Source organism: Nocardia sp. Tas62D01, from assembly GCF_055232035.1.
Map to the genome: position 1 here is coordinate 542883 of NZ_JBUYUZ010000001.1, position 16976 is coordinate 559858.

16 protein-coding genes are annotated in these 16976 nt (G+C 66.6%); 2 read left to right on the forward strand and 14 right to left on the reverse strand.

The genetic code is table 11. From position 1 onward, the window contains the following. Nucleotides 1–3: 3 nt before the first annotated feature. Together ACV7NQ_RS02755 and ACV7NQ_RS02760 are read right to left on the reverse strand one after the other, a co-directional pair. Nucleotides 4–510 carry a WKL family lipoprotein gene (locus ACV7NQ_RS02755; protein ID WP_463358149.1) on the reverse strand — a complete coding sequence of 169 codons (507 nt, stop codon included), beginning with the start codon at nucleotides 508–510 and terminating at the stop codon, nucleotides 4–6. A gap of 89 nt (nucleotides 511–599) precedes the next feature. After that, nucleotides 600–1937, reverse strand: coding sequence for a DNA polymerase IV (locus ACV7NQ_RS02760; RefSeq protein ID WP_463365511.1), 1338 nt, complete (start codon nucleotides 1935–1937; stop codon nucleotides 600–602). Between the two features lie 340 nt (nucleotides 1938–2277). Between ACV7NQ_RS02760 and ACV7NQ_RS02765 the strand changes: the two genes are divergently transcribed. Next, nucleotides 2278–3153, forward strand: a complete 876-nt coding sequence (locus tag ACV7NQ_RS02765) for a UTP--glucose-1-phosphate uridylyltransferase (protein ID WP_463358150.1) — start codon at nucleotides 2278–2280, stop codon at nucleotides 3151–3153. Nucleotides 3154–3224: 71 nt separating this feature from the next. Here the strand turns inward: ACV7NQ_RS02765 and ACV7NQ_RS02770 are convergent, their stop codons facing one another. Beyond that, nucleotides 3225–3782: an NlpC/P60 family protein gene (locus ACV7NQ_RS02770; protein WP_463358151.1), complete on the reverse strand. Its 558-nt coding sequence runs from the start codon at nucleotides 3780–3782 to the stop codon at nucleotides 3225–3227. Nucleotides 3783–4194: 412 nt separating this feature from the next. Here ACV7NQ_RS02770 and ACV7NQ_RS02775 point away from each other — a divergent pair, with 412 nt between their 5' ends. After that, entirely contained in the window at nucleotides 4195–4476 is a 282-nt protein-coding gene (locus ACV7NQ_RS02775; RefSeq protein WP_463358152.1) for a nuclear transport factor 2-like protein, read from the forward strand. Between the two features lie 52 nt (nucleotides 4477–4528). Here the strand turns inward: ACV7NQ_RS02775 and ileS are convergent, their stop codons facing one another. The 11 genes from ileS to murG all read right to left on the reverse strand — a co-directional run bounded on the left by ileS (nucleotide 4529) and on the right by murG (nucleotide 16955). Continuing rightward, a complete protein-coding gene (gene ileS / locus ACV7NQ_RS02780) occupies nucleotides 4529–7660 on the reverse strand; it encodes an isoleucine--tRNA ligase (RefSeq protein WP_463358153.1) in 3132 nt (1043 codons plus the stop codon). Nucleotides 7661–7964: 304 nt separating this feature from the next. After that, a complete protein-coding gene (locus ACV7NQ_RS02785; RefSeq protein ID WP_463358154.1) occupies nucleotides 7965–8165 on the reverse strand; it encodes a hypothetical protein in 201 nt (66 codons plus the stop codon). Nucleotides 8166–8230: 65 nt separating this feature from the next. After that, nucleotides 8231–9076 carry a DivIVA-like cell division protein Wag31 gene (gene wag31, locus ACV7NQ_RS02790; RefSeq protein WP_463358155.1) on the reverse strand — a complete coding sequence of 282 codons (846 nt, stop codon included), beginning with the start codon at nucleotides 9074–9076 and terminating at the stop codon, nucleotides 8231–8233. Between the two features lie 69 nt (nucleotides 9077–9145). Further along, a complete protein-coding gene (locus tag ACV7NQ_RS02795; protein WP_463358156.1) occupies nucleotides 9146–9448 on the reverse strand; it encodes a YggT family protein in 303 nt (100 codons plus the stop codon). A gap of 89 nt (nucleotides 9449–9537) precedes the next feature. Then, entirely contained in the window at nucleotides 9538–10323 is a 786-nt protein-coding gene (locus tag ACV7NQ_RS02800; RefSeq protein ID WP_463358157.1) for a cell division protein SepF, read from the reverse strand. A gap of 188 nt (nucleotides 10324–10511) precedes the next feature. Continuing rightward, nucleotides 10512–11258 (reverse strand): YggS family pyridoxal phosphate-dependent enzyme, encoded by a 747-nt coding sequence (locus ACV7NQ_RS02805; RefSeq protein ID WP_463358158.1) that lies wholly within the window; start codon nucleotides 11256–11258, stop codon nucleotides 10512–10514. After that, a complete protein-coding gene (gene pgeF, locus ACV7NQ_RS02810; RefSeq protein ID WP_463358159.1) occupies nucleotides 11255–11983 on the reverse strand; it encodes a peptidoglycan editing factor PgeF in 729 nt (242 codons plus the stop codon). Before pgeF ends, ACV7NQ_RS02805 begins: the two co-directional genes overlap by 4 nt. A gap of 73 nt (nucleotides 11984–12056) precedes the next feature. Further along, nucleotides 12057–13298 carry a cell division protein FtsZ gene (ftsZ, locus tag ACV7NQ_RS02815; protein WP_463358160.1) on the reverse strand — a complete coding sequence of 414 codons (1242 nt, stop codon included), beginning with the start codon at nucleotides 13296–13298 and terminating at the stop codon, nucleotides 12057–12059. Between the two features lie 307 nt (nucleotides 13299–13605). After that, entirely contained in the window at nucleotides 13606–14271 is a 666-nt protein-coding gene (locus tag ACV7NQ_RS02820) for a cell division protein FtsQ/DivIB (protein ID WP_463358161.1), read from the reverse strand. A 3-nt stretch (nucleotides 14272–14274) separates the two neighbouring features. Further along, the gene (gene murC, locus ACV7NQ_RS02825) at nucleotides 14275–15798 is read right to left on the reverse strand and encodes a UDP-N-acetylmuramate--L-alanine ligase (RefSeq protein WP_463358162.1); all 1524 of its coding nucleotides are present in this window, start codon (nucleotides 15796–15798) and stop codon (nucleotides 14275–14277) included. Beyond that, the gene (murG, locus tag ACV7NQ_RS02830) at nucleotides 15795–16955 is read right to left on the reverse strand and encodes an undecaprenyldiphospho-muramoylpentapeptide beta-N-acetylglucosaminyltransferase (RefSeq protein WP_463365512.1); all 1161 of its coding nucleotides are present in this window, start codon (nucleotides 16953–16955) and stop codon (nucleotides 15795–15797) included. The genes murC and murG overlap by 4 nt, the downstream gene beginning before the upstream one ends. Nucleotides 16956–16976: the final 21 nt, after the last annotated feature.

Genomic DNA, 16976 nt, shown 5'->3' on the forward strand with positions numbered 1-16976 from the left:
TCACTAGCCGGTGCAGGCCACCGACTGCTGGCCGAGGTTGGTGAGCATGGTGCAGGCCCAGGTCTTCTGGACCTTCCACTTGCCGTCTTCGGCTACGAAGGGCACGTCAACGACGTTGGTCTGGCCGTTGATGGTGAAGTTCGCCTTGGCGTTGACACTGTCACCGAAGGAGGTCACGTCGGTAACGGCGACCTGGACGTTGGCGCCCTTGGCGGCCTCGGCGAGGCGGTTGGGCAGCTCCGGATCGGCCTGCGCACCCTGGACCATGTCGAGCTTCTCCGAGCTCGGGATCGAGGGATCGAGCGCCGTCTGCAGTGCCGCGTTCAGATCCGCCACGGTCGGGACCGGCGGCAGGTTCGCCGACGCGGACGCCGAGGCCTTGGCGCTGGTCGTAGTGCGGGTCGGCGTGGCGGTGTCCTTCTTGTTGTCGCTACCACAAGCGGTCATGCTCAATGTGGCAGCAATGGCCAGGCCGGCGATCGCGATGCGTCCGGTCTTACGAAGCTTCAACTGCTCGTCCTTTACGTTCGAGTAGGTACGGGTTCCCGGGCAGCCTCGAACCGAACCGGCGACGCTGCACGAGTAACTCAGGCTACCGGTCAGCGGAGACTGCCGAGTGGATCAGCCCGGGACAAACTGATGTCGTCGGCAGCGAAAGTACGCGCCGGGCCCGGCCCTGTCGAGCTGGTCTCGAACCGGACGGTGACCACACCCTGTCCGGCACCCTGCACCCAACCGTGTCCGAATTCGGGGTGCAGCACGTCCATTCCTGGATACCACAGGTTCGGCGGCCAGGACTTCGAATCGGCCTGTGCCCCCTCGGAACTGGGCTGTCCCTCCGGTTCGACCACACCGGCTTCCCATTCGGAGGTGTCCCGGTACTCTTCGATCGGCGACTGATCGAGTTCCGGGAACAGCGATTCCTGGCGGACCGTGGACAGTCCGCCGAAGCTGACGCCGACCAACCGAATCGGGCCCAGTTCCGCGGGATCGATCGCGGAGCGCTGCGCGGCGGTGCTCAGGGTGGCCAGATCGGCTGTCGCATAGGGCAGGGTGAACGACCTGGTCACGATGTTCATATCGGATTTCTTCAGTTTCAGTACCACGGTGCGAGCGGCGCGCCCGTCCTTGCCGAGCCGGTTGTGGGCGGCCACCGCCATCGCCTCGATCGCGGGCCGCAGCTGGGCGAGGGTGACGATGTCGCTCTCGTAGGTGGTTTCGGCGCTGATCTGTTTTGCTTCCGCGCGTTCGGCGACCGGACGGTCGTCGATGCCACGGGCCAACCGGTGCAGCGCCGCGCCCACGCTGCCGCCCAGGATCGAGGCTGCCTCCGACTCCGGCAGCGCGGCGAACGCGCCGACGGTCTCGATGCCGAGCGAGCGCAGCCTGCTCTCGGCCACCGGCCCGATGCCCCAGAGTTTGCGCACTGGCAGCCCGCACAGCAGCCGGTGCTGTTCGTCCGGCGAAACCACCCGGATTCCATCGGGTTTGGCCAGGCCGGAGGCGATTTTGGCCAGCTGCTTGCCGGTGCCCGCGCCCACCGAAGCCACCAGTTCGGTCCGCTCCAGGACCACTGCCCGCAGCTCTTCGCAGAATTCGTGCACCCGCTGCACGCTCGCTCCGGCCAATTCGATCGGCTCACCGAATGCCTCGTCGAACGACAGTGTTTCCAGCACCGGGATCCGGCTGCGCAGCGCGTCGAACACCTGTCCGCTCACCACGCTGTAGACCGCGCCGCGCGGTGGCACCACCACCGCGCTGACCCCCACCAACCGCCGCGCCTGATGCATCGGCATCGCCGAACGCGCGCCGAACACCCGTGCCTCATAACTCGCCCCGGCCACGACGCCGCGCCCGCCGGTGCCACCCACCAGAACGGGGCGACCGCGCAGGGTCGGGCGGGTCAGTTGCTCGACCGAAGCAAAGAAGGCGTCCATATCGATATGGAGCACCCACCGCCGGGCCGTACGGCCCGCGGCAGGAGCCGCCACGCCTGCCGCACCGTCCCTGGGGACGGTGGTGTTGTCGGTGCTCACGACCGGAAATCTACGCCGCCGCACCGACAGATCCGCGCGCCGTGTAGCTGTGCGGTCACTGTCGGGTTGCTGCCGATCATGTGTGCAGCTCACGACCGTGCGCGAGCGCCGCTTCAATCCCGTCGACCGGCCGTGACCTGGCCAGATTCTGCGTGCGGCAGACGGGTCGGCGCACACAAGAACCACCGCCGAACGCCGGGGATCGGACTTTTCGGCCATCTCGGTATGTGATGATCGGAGTATGAAGATCCGCAAGGCCGTCATCCCGGCCGCCGGAATCGGCTCCCGGCTCCTCCCGCTGACGAAGGCCATCCCGAAAGAGATGCTGCCGGTCGGCGACAAGCCGGTCATCGAGCACACCGTCCGCGAGCTGGTCGCGTCCGGAATCACCGACATCACCATCGTCGTCAGTGGCGGCAAGTCGTTGATCCAGGACCACTTCCGGCCCAATCCCGGGCTGGTCGCGCAGCTACGCGCGGACGGCAAGACCGCCTACGCCGACGCGGTGGAAGAGGTCGGCGAGCTGTCCCGGCTCGGCCATATCACCTACCTCGATCAGCACGGCCCCTACGGCAACGGCACCCCCGTCCTCAATGCGGCCCGCACCCTCGGCGACGAGCCGATGCTGGTGCTGTGGCCGGACGACGTGTTCGTCGCGGAGATCCCGCGCGCCCAGCAGCTCGTCGACGCCTACGAAACGACCGGCGCCCCCGTACTGGCACTGATGCCGATGGACCCGTCCGAATCGCAGCGCTACGGCGTCCCGGTCGTCGCCGACGACCACGGCAACGGACTACTGCGCATCACCGGCCTGCGGGAAAAGCCCAAGCCCGAAGACGCCACCTCGAACTACGCCGCGATCGGCGGCTACGTCGTCACCCCCGGCATCATCGCCGAACTGCGCCGCCAGACCGAGAGCTGGTACGAACACCGCACCGGCGAGGTCTACCTCACCGACGCCATCAACGTGCACGCCGCCGACAACACCGTCTTCGGCCAGGTCATCCGGGGCCGCTGGTACGACACCGGCAACCCCGCCGACTACCTGGTAGCCCAATTCGCCTCCGCCCTGGCCCATCCCGAGTACGGACCGCTACTACGCCAACTCGTGGACTGATCTACTCCCGCCTTGTGATCACGGTGGGCGCTGAACGGTTTTCGCGCGTGGGCCCGGCGGCGGTGCCGGGCTCAGAAGCGGCGGATGGTGAAGATGTCGAATTCGCTCAGGGGGCTCAGGCCGACCGGCACACCCCAGTCGTAGGCGTTCAGGATTTGGCCGGAACCGGCGTAGATGCCGACATGGGAAGCGTCGCGGTTCAGGATGACCACGTCGCCCGGCGAGAGTGCGCCGAACGGGACGGCCAGCCCGACCTTTGCCTGTTGCCAGGTGGTGCGGGGTAGTTCGACGCCGACCTGGCGGAATGCCCACTGGACCAGGCCCGAGCAGTCCCAGCTGAACGGGCCGGTGCCGCCCCACTCGTAGGGCTTGCCGGTTTGCGTCTCGGCTGCGGCCAGCGCGCCAAGGCCGCGCGAGCTGGGGAACGGCAGGGCCGCCGAGCCGCTGGAGCTTCCCGATCCGAAGCCCGATTCGCCGGAGCCCGAGCCGAAGCCCGATTCGCCGGAGCCCGAGCCGGAGCCCGATGCCGCGCTCCACGTCTCGGACCAGGCGGGCCCGGCCAGAACGAGGGTCACGACTGTGAATACCAGAAACCCGAAGGCTATCCGGCGCAATGGTTCTGTCGGCACGTGCTCGCCCCTTTCGTCGACCCGGCTACCGCGCGGCACCGGCCTCATCGAGGGGGTGGAGCCGCACATCACAGCACCTGCGCCCGGCGCGAATTCGCACCCGTCACAAGGTATTCAGGTAGAGAAATCCAGCACGAACATTCACTGCCGTCACAGCAGTACAATCCTGCATCAGCAGTAACATTACTGATTCTGCCGCCCTGTTCAAGATCACGACAAGAGACCAGCTAATTCTCAGCGTGTGATCTCAGTCACAGTAAACTGATTGCATTTCGCAATCAGATTCTCATACAGTCGAGGCAGAGGCCCGTGCGGGCGACGAATTCGAAACGATTGCGATGTCGAAAAACAAGGGAACGGTACGGCGGTACCTCGACGGATTCAACAAATCCGACCACGAACAGATCCTGTCGTGCCTGACCGACGACATCGAGTGGACGGTGTTCGGCTGGCGGGCAAGCAAGCCTACGACGCGGAGATCGAGAACCCCGAGTTCACCGGGAGCCCGACCATCACCATCGTGCGGATGGCCGAGGAAGACGACGTGATCATGGCCGAGCTGACCATCGAGGCCACCCGCAAGACCGGCGAGCAGGTCCGGATGGTGGCGGGCGAGGCGTTCGTCATGCGCGATGCCAAGATCTCCGAACGCCGCGCCTACCTGATCGCGCGCACCGAGAACGACTACAAATGAGCCGGGGGGCGGGACCGCCGTGGGTCCCGCCCCGCTCGTTCGACCACTCGTCTCAGACCTTGGCGAGGGAAACCCGTACGCCACCGACGATCTCGGCCGCATCCGCACCCGGATCACCGAAAGTCAGCTCGGTGGCCAGGATTTCACCGGCGATCAGGTCGCGATGGGTCTGCGCCCATGCCTGCCGGTCCGTGGGCACCTCCAGCACGACCGTGATCCGATCGGAAACCTCCAGCCCCGCGGACTTTCGCGTCTCCTGCAGGTCGCGGATCACGTCGCGTGCCCAGCCCTCGGCCTCGAGGTCCTCGGTCACCACCGAATTCAGCACCACCAGACCGGCATTGCCAGGCAGCGCGGCGGTGGATTCGGGTTCGGCGGCGACCAGGCGCTGGGTGTACTCCTCGGGCAGCAGTTGGATGCCCGCCGCCGTGACCACGCCGTCGGCGTCCTCGGACCACTCGCCCGCCTTGACCGCCTTGATCACCGTCTGCACATCCTTGCCGAGGCGCGGGCCCGCGGCGCGGGCGTTGACGACCAGCTCGAACCGGCCGTGCACGGCGACATCGGTGGTCAGATCGACCTTCTTGACGTTCACCTCGTCGGCGATGATGTCCGCATACGGACGCAACCGGTCGGCATCGGGCGCGGCGATCGTGGCCTCGGCCAGCGGCAGCCGCACCCGCAGGTTCTTCGCCTTGCGCAGGCTCAGCACCGTCGAGCAGACCACCCGCACCTCGTCCATCGCGGCGACCAGCTCCGAATCCCGTGGCAGCTCACCCTCTTTCGGCCAATCCGAAAGGTGCACCGAACGCTCACCGGTCAGCCCGCGCCAGATCACCTCGGAGATCAGCGGCAGCAGCGGCGCGGCCAGCCGGGTGACCACTTCGAGCACCGTGTGCAGCGTGTCGACGGCGTCGCGGTCCTCGCTCCAGAAGCGCGAACGCGACCGGCGCACATACCAATTGGTGAGCGCGTCGGCGAAGGAGCGCAGTTCGTCGCAGGCGCCCGCGATGTCGTAGGTCTCCAGCGCATCGGTCATCACATCCCTGGTCGCGGCCAGCTTGGCCAAGATGTAGCGATCCAGCACGTTCGGCGAGTCGGTGCGCCAGGTGCCCGGCCGGGATGCGTAGAGCTGCAAGAAGGTCCACGCGTTCCACAGCGGGCGCAGCGCGTGGCCGACACCCTCGCGGATCCCGCGTTCGGTGACGATGAGGTTGCCGCCCCGCAGGATCGGCGAACTCATCAGGAACCAGCGCATGGCGTCGGAGCCGTCCCGGTCGAACACCTGGTTCACGTCCGGGTAGTTGCCCTTGGACTTGCTCATCTTCAGCCCGTCGTCCCCGAGCACGATGCCGTGCGCGACAACGGTTTTGAAGGCCGGGCTATCGAAGAGCGCGGTGGACAGCACGTGCAGGTTGTAGAACCAGCCTCTGGTCTGTCCGTTGTATTCGACAATGAAGTCGCCGGGGAAGTGGCTGCTGAACCACTCCTTGTTCTCGAACGGATAGTGCACCTGGGCATACGGCATCGAACCCGACTCGAACCAGCAGTCGAGTACCTCCGGCACCCGGCGCATGGTCGACTTGCCGGTCGGGTCATCGGGATTCGGCCGAGTCAGCTCATCGATCATCGGCCGATGCAGGTCGGTCGGACGCACGCCGAAGTCGCGCTCCAACTCATCGAGCGAGCCGTACACGTCGACGCGCGGGTACGCCGGGTCGTCGGACACCCAGACCGGGATCGGGCTGCCCCAGTATCGGTTACGGCTGATGTTCCAGTCGCGTGCGCCCTCGAGCCACTTGCCGAACTGACCGTCCTTCATATGCTCGGGCACCCAGGTGATTTGCTGGTTCAGCTCTACCATCCGGTCGCGGAACTTGGTGACCGCGACGAACCAGGACGGCACCGCCATGTAGATCAGCGGCTGGCCCGAGCGCCAACTGTGCGGGTAGGAGTGCTCGATCGTCTCGTGCCGCAACAGCTTTCCCGTGGCCTTGAGGTCCTTGATGATCACCGGGTTGGCGTCGAAGACCATCAAGCCCTCGTACGGCGGCACCATCGAGGTGAACTTGCCACCCGGGTCCAGCGGCTGCACGATCTCGATGCCGTTGGCGGTGGCGACGTCCATGTCCTCCTCACCGAAAGCGGGTGCGAGATGGACGATTCCGGTGCCGGAGTCGGTGGTCACGTAGTCGGCGGTGAGCACGCGGTGCGCGCGCGGGTGGCCGACGAAGAAGTCGAACGGCGGCTCGTAGGACAGATCGGCCAGCGCGGCGCCGTCGTACTCCGACAACACCTCCGGCTCTTCGCCGAATTCGCGACGGTAGTGCGAAACTCGTTCGGCAGCCAGCACATACCGCTTGCCGTCGACCGCGCGAAGGTGCACGTAGCGCACGTCGGGGTGCACCGCGATCGCGAGGTTGGACGGCAGCGTCCACGGTGTGGTGGTCCAGATCAGCGCATTGGCGCCGTCGAGTTCGTGCAGCGGGTGCTCTGCGGGCACGCGCAGCACCATGTCCACAGTGACGGCCGGGTCTTGGCGCATCTTATAGGCGTCGTCGAGCCGGGTTTCCTGATTCGACAGCGGGGTCTGCTCGTACCAGCTGTAGGGCAGAACCCGGAAGCCCTGATAGATCAGGCCCTTCTCGTGCAGCGACTTGAACGCCCACATCACCGACTCCATGAAGTCGAGATCGAGTGTCTTGTAGTCGTTGTCGAAGTCGACCCAGCGCGCCTGACGCGTCACGTAATCGCGCCATTCCCCGGTGTAGCGCAGCACCGAAGATTTACACGCGGCGTTGAATTCGGCCAGCCCCATCGCATCGATCTGTGATTTGTCCGTGATACCGAGCTGCTTTTCCGCCTCGATTTCTGCGGGCAATCCGTGACAGTCCCAACCGAATCGTCGATCGACGCGTTTGCCGCGCATCGTCTGGAAACGCGGAACAAGGTCCTTCACATACCCGGTGAGCAAATGTCCGTAATGTGGCAGACCGTTGGCAAAGGGTGGTCCGTCATAGAAGACGAACTCCGCTGCACCCGAACGGTTTTCGATGCTGGCGCGGAAGGTGTCGTCGGCCGCCCAGGCCTCGAGCACGCGTTGCTCCAGCTCAGGGAAGGACGTCCCACCCCCGGCGCCGAGGTCGACGCGTGGGTATGCGCTGCTGGAAGTGTCGTCCGCCATCGCGGATGCGTCTCCTCGTGCCGCCGCGCCCGTGGCGCGTATATGTCAGCACGGGGACGATGAAGGCGCCGGTTGCGCCGATACCGCGGTACCACCCCGCTTGTCCGGGAGCTGCGCGATTCGCGCAACCGCCTGACCTCTCGTAGCGAGCTGTGACGGGCTCACCCGTTCGGTTCTACTGAGCGTGCCGAGCATTCGCTCGCCGCGCCGTTCTTCCGAAGACTCCCCGGTGATGGCCGGATCAACGCCACGTACATGTTTGATTCTAGCCAGTACGGTCAAACCACTATGTGTGGACCGTACCTCAACGTTTGGCGTGTCGACCCGGCGGCGGCGCGGAATCGCTGTCCGGGCTACGCATGGACAGGGCGCTGACCAGCAACCCGGTGGCCCCGAGGACACAGACAACGATGCAACCCCACGCCCACACCACCGATCCGGTGGTCAGCGCGGCCACTAGCAGGGCGAAACCGATAGCGGCAAGGACGAGCGTCAAGACGAGCATGATGACCCCCTAGACATGCCCGGCGGCAGGACTACAAAGGTGGCTATGTCGGCCTGAGAACGAGACTACTTGCCACCCTTGGCGAATGACGCCGGTGCGAGATTATTCGCCGTATTCGCGTCGGCGAATGCCTCACCGCCGTCGACCGGAACGGCAGAGCCACGGTTCTCGAGCTCCTCGAGCTGCGATTCCAGGTACGACTTCAGCCGCACCCGGTATTCCCGCTCGAAGGTCTTGAGCTGCTCGATCCGACTCTCCAGCACGCTGCGCTGCTGGGTGATGGTCGCCATGATCTCGGTGTGCTTGCGCTCGGCATCCGCCTGCAGGGCGTCGGCCTTTTCCTTGGCCTGACGCAGCTGGTTGTCCGAGCGGGCCTGCGCGTCCGACAGCATCGCATCCGACTTCTGGCGGGCGTCGGCAATCATGGCCTCGGAGCGAGTCCTGGCATCTCCGACCAATCGCTCGGAATTTGCGCGCGCGTTCGACAGCAGGTTCTCCGCCTCGACCTTGGCATCGCTGGTGAGCCGGTCGGCCATCTCCTGGGCGAGGCTGAGCACCTTGGCCGCCTGCAGGTTCGCATCGGCGCTCGGAGCTTCCTTCGCGACGGGCGCGGGTATCGGCATCGGGGCCGGCGGCGGGGCCTGCTGTATCGGGGGCTTGATCGGCTCCGGCGGGGCCTGCTGCACCGGCGCTTTTACGGAATTGGGGCCGCGATTCTTCTTGGCATCGGCCAGTTCCGCATCCAGCTCAGCAACCCGCTGGCGAAGGTCCGCGTTCTCCTCGATCAGCCGCGAGAGCTCCTGCTCCACGAGATCCAGGAAGGCGTCTACTTCATCCTCGTTGTAGCCGCGCTTCCCGATCGGCGGTTTGCTGAACGCGACGTTGTGCACATCGGCTGGGGTCAGCGGCATGGAAGGATCCCTTCACGCGTCTTTTGGAGATCTAGCAGATCTAGCAAGCTATCTTCTCGGTTCATTCTGTCACACCGGGGCTACCGGTTGCCCGAGCCTGCCCACGATCGACATCAGGATGAAGACGATGAAAAGCAGGACCATAATCGATAGGTCGAGTCGAATTCCTCCCAGTGACACCGGTGGTATCAACCGCCTCAGGAGTTTCACCGGCGGGTCCGTGATCGTGAAGATCAGTTCGAGGATGACGACGACGAAGCCGCTCGGGCGCCAGTCGCGAGCAAAGCTACGGATGAACTCGACGATCACCCGGCTGATCAGCAACAGCCAGAAGATGAAAAGTACGAAGTACAGCACCGCGAACAAGGCCACGACTTCACTCTGCCCGAAAATCCGCGTCGCGCAAAATGACCACACCGCCCCATGCGCAACCGGCCTGCAAGTCCCCCCGGATCACACCGCTATTTCTGGTTGTAGAAGCCGGTTTCGGCGATCCTGCGACGTTCCTCGGCCGATACGTCCACATCAGCCGGTGAGAGCAGGAACACTTTGGTCGCGACCTTGTCGAACGAGCCACGCAGCGCGAAGGCCAGCCCCGCGGCGAAGTCGACGAGCCGCTTGGCGTCGGCGTTGCTGAGGTCGACCAGATCCATGATCACCGGGTTTCCCTCGCGGAACCGCTCACCGATGATGCGGGCCTCGCTGTAGTCTCGCGGGCGCAGCGTCGTGATCTTGGACAAAGGACCTCCGTCCTCGAAGATCCCCGGTCGACGCGCGGGGGCGGGCTCGGGGCGCACGCGCTCCTCCAGCCGCCGCTCCTCGGCCTCGGGATCGACGGCGAGCGCACCCCTGGTGGCTCCCCGCATCATCGGCGCGCTGCCACCCGCGCGGAATCGGCCCGCAGTCGGCGCGGTCTCGACCCGGGTGGGGCGACGCGGCGCCTCGTAACGGTCGTCACCATAGGGCTCGTCGGCGTAGTCGTCGCGCCGCGACACGGGGTAACCGGCCTTGTACGGCGACTTGTAGGCCGGCTCCGGGTAATCGGCTTCGTCATTGAAGCGCTCGGCGCCGTACCGGTCCTCCGGATAACGAGGGGCGCCATAGCCCGCACGGTCGGAGTAGTCACGGGGCCTACGGGTGGCACGCTCGTCCACGCCCCGGGGGGCATGCTCGGCGACATAGTCGTCTTCGTAATCCTCGAGCGGAACCATGCCGAAGTACGCCTTGAACTTGTGCAGCGTGCTCATGACTGCGCCTCGCTGTCGCTCGGCTCCGTCATGACCACGATGGTGGCTGCGTCGATTACTCGCTCGCTGCGCTCGCTCATTCTGGTCGACCTTCCTTCGGCCCCGGTGGCGGCCGGGTGTTGAAGTCTTGCTCAGCCCTCTTCTGTCCCCAAGCATATGTGTCGAATGTGACTGATGAGGTTTCTTTGCTACGCCGAGGTTATCGGTCGAGCGCCCATCAAAGCGGTTCCGACACGCACACAGGTGGAACCGTGTTCTATTGCCGATTCCAAATCGCCGGACATTCCCGCGGAGAGTTCTCGCGCATCGGGGTGGTCGGCGAGTAGGCGCGTGTGCAACGCCGCGAGGCGGGCGAACGCGGCGGCCGGGTCGACATCGAGCGGCGGAATCGCCATCAGCCCAGCCAGCCGCAGCCCCGGCGCACCGGCCACCCGGTCCGCCAGCGCCGCAAGCTCTTCGGGCGCGACCCCGCCGCGGGTCGGCTCCTCGTCCAAGCTGACCTGAACCAGCACCCGCACGGGGTCGGTACGTTCCCGCGCGTCCAGCGCGGCCCGCGCGGCGACGTCAAGAGCCATTGCCAATCGTTCGCTGTCGACCGAGTGCACGGCATACGCCCAGCGCGCGACGACTCGCGCCTTGTTGCGCTGCAACCGGCCGATCATGTGCCACCGCACCTGCGGCAGTTCCAGCTCGGCGACCTTCGCGGTGGCCTCCTGCTCCCTGGACTCGCCGAATTCGCGACAGCCCAACCGATGCAGGATGGCGACATCCGATGCCGGGAAGAATTTCGTCACGGGCAGCAGGCGCACCGACTCCGGATCACGCCCGGCCCCATGGCATGCCGTGCCGATTCGTTTGTTCAGCTCGGCCAGGTTCGTCGCCAACTCGGCCGTCCGGCCGTCGATCACCTCGGCCGCAACGGTTTCGGGGTTCACAGGCCCGCCTGCATCCAGATAACACTGCCGAGTCTGCCGGTCGGCGCGCCGCGGCGATGGCTGAACAGGGTGCGATCCTCGATGGTGCAGCGCGGGTCCACGGCGACCGCAGCAACGCCGGCCTCGGTGAGCTGCCTGCGGATTCCGGCGCGCAGGTCGAGCGCGGGGGTGCGGCGCACGGTGGTGGTGGCGCTGCCGGGCAGGTGCGCCTCGACGTCGGCGCGCATGGCCGCGGGGACTTCGTATTGACGGCCCGACGCGGCCGGGCCGAGGAAGGCGCCGATGCGCTCCAGGCGCGCGCCGACGGAGACCATCGCCTCCAGCACCCGCGGCACGATGCCGATGCGGGCGCCGATACGCCCGGCGTGCACGGCCGCGACCACGCCCGCTTCGTCATCGGACAACAGAATCGGAACACAGTCGGCGGTCAACACCACCAGCGCGAGGCCGGGCACGGTCGTTACCAGAGCATCGGTGGCGGGCACCGGCTCGGCCCTTGGGCCATCGATGATTTCGACATTGCGCCCGTGGATCTGTTCCATCCACACCAGGCGATCCGGCGTCAGCCCGATCCCCTCGGCCAGCCGATCCCGATTGCGCCGCACCGTCGCCGGGTTGTCCCCCACGTGGTCCCCGAGATTGAACGAGTCATACGGCGGCGCCGAGAAACCCCCCGCTCGCGTGGTGGTCACCCGTCGAACGGTCAGCGTCGGCGCAATAGTCATGGCACCAGCCTAATAGCCGGTCCGCCCCTCCCCGAATGCGCGTATTCCCCGTCACAGCCACCCGATGAGCTGTTTACCTGCGCATGAACGAGGGCACATCGACATCGTCGTCATCGTCGCCCGCGTCGGGGGGTTCGATATGCGAACGCGAGTTGTTCGTGACCGTCGGCTCGGCCAGGGTGCGAGCGCGTTCGCTGTCCCGGTAGCTGGGCACCGACCCACGGGTCGAGGCGGGCGGGGTTGCGACAGAAGAGGTTTCGGTGCGCGACGATGCCGCGACCTCACTCGTTCGGCTCTGACCGATCTCGCCGGCCCGAGCCGAACTGAGGGCGCCTCGGCTCGCGGATTCGAAGGTGCGCCGCGCCGGCCCGCCGCCGTCGAAACCGGCCGCGATCACCGTGACGCGCACCTCGTCGCCGAGCGAATCATCGATCACGGTGCCGAAGATGATGTTGGCCTCAATGTGTGCGGCCTCCTGCACCAGCGACGCCGCCTCATTGATCTCGAACAGGCCCAGGTCCGAGCCGCCCGCGATCGAGAGCAGCACGCCGTGCGCGCCGTCCATGGACGCCTCGAGCAGCGGCGAATTGATCGCCGACTCAGCGGCTTTCACCGACCGACCCTCGCCGCGCGCCGAACCGATACCCATCAGCGCGCTGCCCGCGCCGGACATCACGCTCTTGACGTCGGCGAAGTCGACGTTGATCAGACCCGGCGTGGTGATCAGGTCGGTGATGCCCTGGACACCGTTGAGCAGCACCTCATCGGCCGAGCGGAACGCGTCCATCAGGCTCACCGCCGCGTCGCCGAGCTGCAGTAGCCGGTCGTTCGGAATGACGATCAGCGTGTCGCAGGACTCGCGCAGCAGATTGATGCCCACCTCTGCCTGGTTGCCACGCCGCTTGCCCTCGAACGAGAACGGCCGGGTGACAACGCCAATGGTCAGCGCGCCGAGCTTGCGGGCGATGCTCGCGACGACGGGCGCGCCACCGGTTCCGGTGCCACCACCCTCGCCCGCGGTGACGAAGACCATGTCGGCGCCCTTGAGCACCTCTTCGATCTCGTCCTTGTGATCCTCGGCGGCCCTGCGGCCGACCTCGGGGTCCGCACCGGCGCCGAGTCCGCGGGTGAGCTCGCGGCCGACGTCGAGCTTGACGTCGGCATCGCTCATCAGCAGAGCCTGCGCGTCAGTGTTGACCGCGATGAACTCGACTCCCTTGAGTCCCTGTTCGATCATCCGGTTGACGGCATTCACACCGCCGCCGCCGATACCGACGACCTTGATCACTGCAAGGTAGTTGTGCGGGGGCGTCATGGGCTCTCGCCTTCCTTCGATCTAAAGCCTGTCGTTTTCGGATTCTCGACACTCCGCCATGGCAACCCGGGTTCAAAACCCTAAACCTCAACCATAGGGTTGGCGTAATGTCAAGTATCCGACTGGTGCGGAACGCTATTCGCCGCCGCCACGATCCGCGTGCAGGCGCGCCGAAACGAGTGACAGAATCTTGTGTGATCCCTCTCGTCTCGCCGCGCAACACGTCGTATCGTGGACGGTTGCCCCCCGGCGCCCCGTCTCGATGACGCTAGTCCACCGAAAAATCCCTGGGCACAATGGGTATCGATCACTTTACCGTGACGAGATTCGGACTCGAAACGTCGAAGACCGTTCCGTCCCTGGTCAGCAGCGGCAGAACCACCGCCGCCTTTCGCTCGGCATCGTTCGTCCCGCCCCACACTACCGTGCGTCCGTCGCGCAGGTTCAGCGAAATATCCGAAATCGACCGTGCGACAACCTCGCCCACCTGAATGCTCAGCGCGGGCGGCAGCACCGCGAGCACCGACACCGCGGACTTCGTCACCGGATCGTTCCCGCCGGGATGATCGGTAACCAATTCGGGCACCCCGATCGGCGCTGGCGCGATCGCGAATTCGACGCTTTCCGCGTCCACCAGATGCGCGCCCTGCGGACTGTCGAAGAACAGGATCGGGGCGCGCTCCGCCACCGTCACCTTGACCGTGGACGGAAATAGCCGCTGCACCCGAACCGTGCGCACCTCCGGAATGCTCGCCACCCGCTTGGCCATGGAGGTGGTGTCGATGCGCAGTATCGAACGCCCCGAGGGAATCTCCAGCTGATTGCGCACCTGCTGTTCGGGAACCGCGACCAGCCCATCGATCTTGACGGTGCGCACCGAAAGCGCGGGCGTGAACCAGGAAAATACGCCGATGACGACGAGCAGGCACACCCCGAGCAATCCCCACAGCGGGATCCGTCGCCACGGCAGCACGCCTCACCGTCCGTACTGGGGACGCGCGCGTAATCCGTCCAGGATCTGGCTGCCGAGCATCGTCACATCACCGGCGCCCATAGTGATCACCACATCGCCGGGCAGCGCCAGCGCCGCGACCTGGCGGCCGACCCGCGACATATCCGGTTGGTAGTGGACGGGTTTGGTGACCGCTTGCGCCACCAGCGCACCGTTGATGCCCGGCAGCGGCTTCTCCCGCGCACCGTAGACATCGAGCACGACCACCTCGTCGGCCAGGCTCAGCGCGGCGCCGAAGTCTTGCGCGAAAGTAGCGGTGCGACTGTAGAGATGCGGTTGGAACACCACGATGACGCGGCCCTGCCGGGAGCGGGCGCCGTCGCGGGCCTCCTGCTGGACCAGTTCGGCGGCCGCGCCGAGCACGGCGCGCACCTCGGTCGGGTGGTGGGCGTAGTCGTCGAAGACGCGCACGCCGTTTTCCCGTCCGGCGAACTGGAATCGGCGGTGCACCCCGCCGAAACCTTCCAGCCCCTGGACGATTTCGTCCACATCGGCTCCGGCGGCACGGGCGGCAAGCAATGCGGCCAGCGCGTTGAGCGCCATATGCCTGCCCGGCACCGAGAGCCGCAGGGTGCGCGGCGCCGGCTCATCGGCCAGCTGGAACTGGGCAATCCCGCCGACATCGCGCGGCTCCCAGCTGTGCAGCCGCACCCCGACCGGCACCGGCGCATCGGGCAACTCACCCGAGCCATAGCCGAGCACTCGAATGTTCTTGTCCGCGAGCCGCGCACCGACGCGTTCGGCAAGTGCCCGCGAGCCAGGGTCGTCCAGGCACACGACCAGCAGGCCGCCCTCGGCGAGCCGGTCGGCGAAGTCGTCGAAGACCTGCACGTACGCCTCATCGGTACCGAAGAAGTCCAAGTGATCGGATTCGATATTGGTGACCACCGCGACATGCGGGTCGTATTGCAGCAGCGAGCCGTCGCTCTCGTCGGCCTCGGCGACGAAGATCTCGCCGGTGCCGTGATGGGCGTTGGTGCCCGCCTCGTTGAGTTCGCCGCCGACCGCGAAGGACGGATCGAACCCACAGTGCTGCAGGGCCACGATCAGCATCGAGGTGGTGGATGTCTTGCCGTGCGTGCCCGAAACCAGCAGTGTGCGATGTCCCTGCATGAGCGAGGCGAGCACGGCCGGTCGCAGCAGCACCGGGATACCGCGCCGATTCGCCTCGACCAGTTCGGGATTGGTCTTCGGGATCGCCGCGTAGGTGGTCACCACCGCGGTCGGGCCGCCGGGCAGCAGGTCCAGCGCGCCGGCATCATGGCCGATGCGCACCTGTGCGCCACGGGCCCGCAGCGCGAGCACGCCGCGACTCTCCCTGGCATCCGAACCCGATACCGAACCGCCGCGCGCCAGCAGGATGCGCGCGATGCCAGACATCCCCGCGCCGCCGATGCCGACCATGTGCACCCGCTCCAGTTCGGGCGACAGCGCCGACCGTGCGTCCACGGTGTCGGATTCCACCTGGTTCACGCTCGCCTCACTCATCGGCCCGACACCTGTACGACGATCCGCGCTACCTCGTCGGCCGCGTCGCGGTGCCCGGCGCCTGCGGCGGACAGGCTCATCTCGATCAGCCGTGCGGGGTCGGTCAGCAGCGGTATCACCTCGTCGATCACGTATTTCGGGGTCAATTCGGAATCGGCCACAATTCTGCCACCGCCCTTGTCGACGATCGGCCGGGCGTTGAACTCCTGCTCACCGTTGCCGTGCGGCAGCGGAACATAGAAAGCGGGCAGTCCGACGGCCGACACCTCGGCGACGGTCATCGCACCTGACCTGCAGACGACCGCGTCCGCGGCGGCGTAGGCCAGATCCATCCGGGAAAGATACGGCACGGCGACATACCGCGATCGGTCGTCACCCGAGTCGGCGACCTCCAGGGTGTTCTTGGGGCCGTGCGCGTGCAACACCGAGATGCCCGCGGCGGCCAGCTGCGGCGCGGCGGCGGAGACCGCCTCGTTCAGCGTCCGCGCGCCCTGCGAGCCGCCGAAGACCAACAGCACCGGGCCCTCGGCAGGCAGACCGAAATGCGCGCGAGCCTCGGCCCGCAGCGCGGCCCGGTCCAGCGAACTGATGGAGCCACGCACAGGAATGCCGACGACCTCGGCGTTGGCGAGCCCGGAATCCGGCGTGGCGGCGAGCACGCGGGTGGCGCGGCGGGCGCCCACCTTGTTGGCTATGCCCGCCTTCGCATTCGCCTCGTGTACCACCACCGGCACCGCGCGCCTACGCCACAGCACTCCCCTGCCCGCGGCGAGGTAGGCGGGCAATGCGACGTAGCCGCCGAAGCCGATGATCACATCGGCATCGACAGCGTCGATGATCGCCCTGGTCCTGGCCACCGAGGCACGCACTCGGCCGGGCAGGCGCAGCAGATCAGCGGTCGGCTTGCGCGGCAACGGAACCGGCGGAATCAGTTCGAGCGGGTAGCCGCGTTCGGGAACGAGGCGAGTCTCCAGTCCGCGTTCGGTGCCGAGCGCCGTGACCCGGATCGAATCATCCAGGCGCGTGAGCGCATCCGCGACGGCGAGTGCCGGTTCGATATGTCCCGCGGTACCACCACCGGCGACGATCACCGACAGTGGCCGGTTCGCGGGCCGCTGTGTTGGATTGGCGGCGCTCCCGGGGCCCTCCGTGGTCACGCTGCGCTGCCGCCTCCGTGC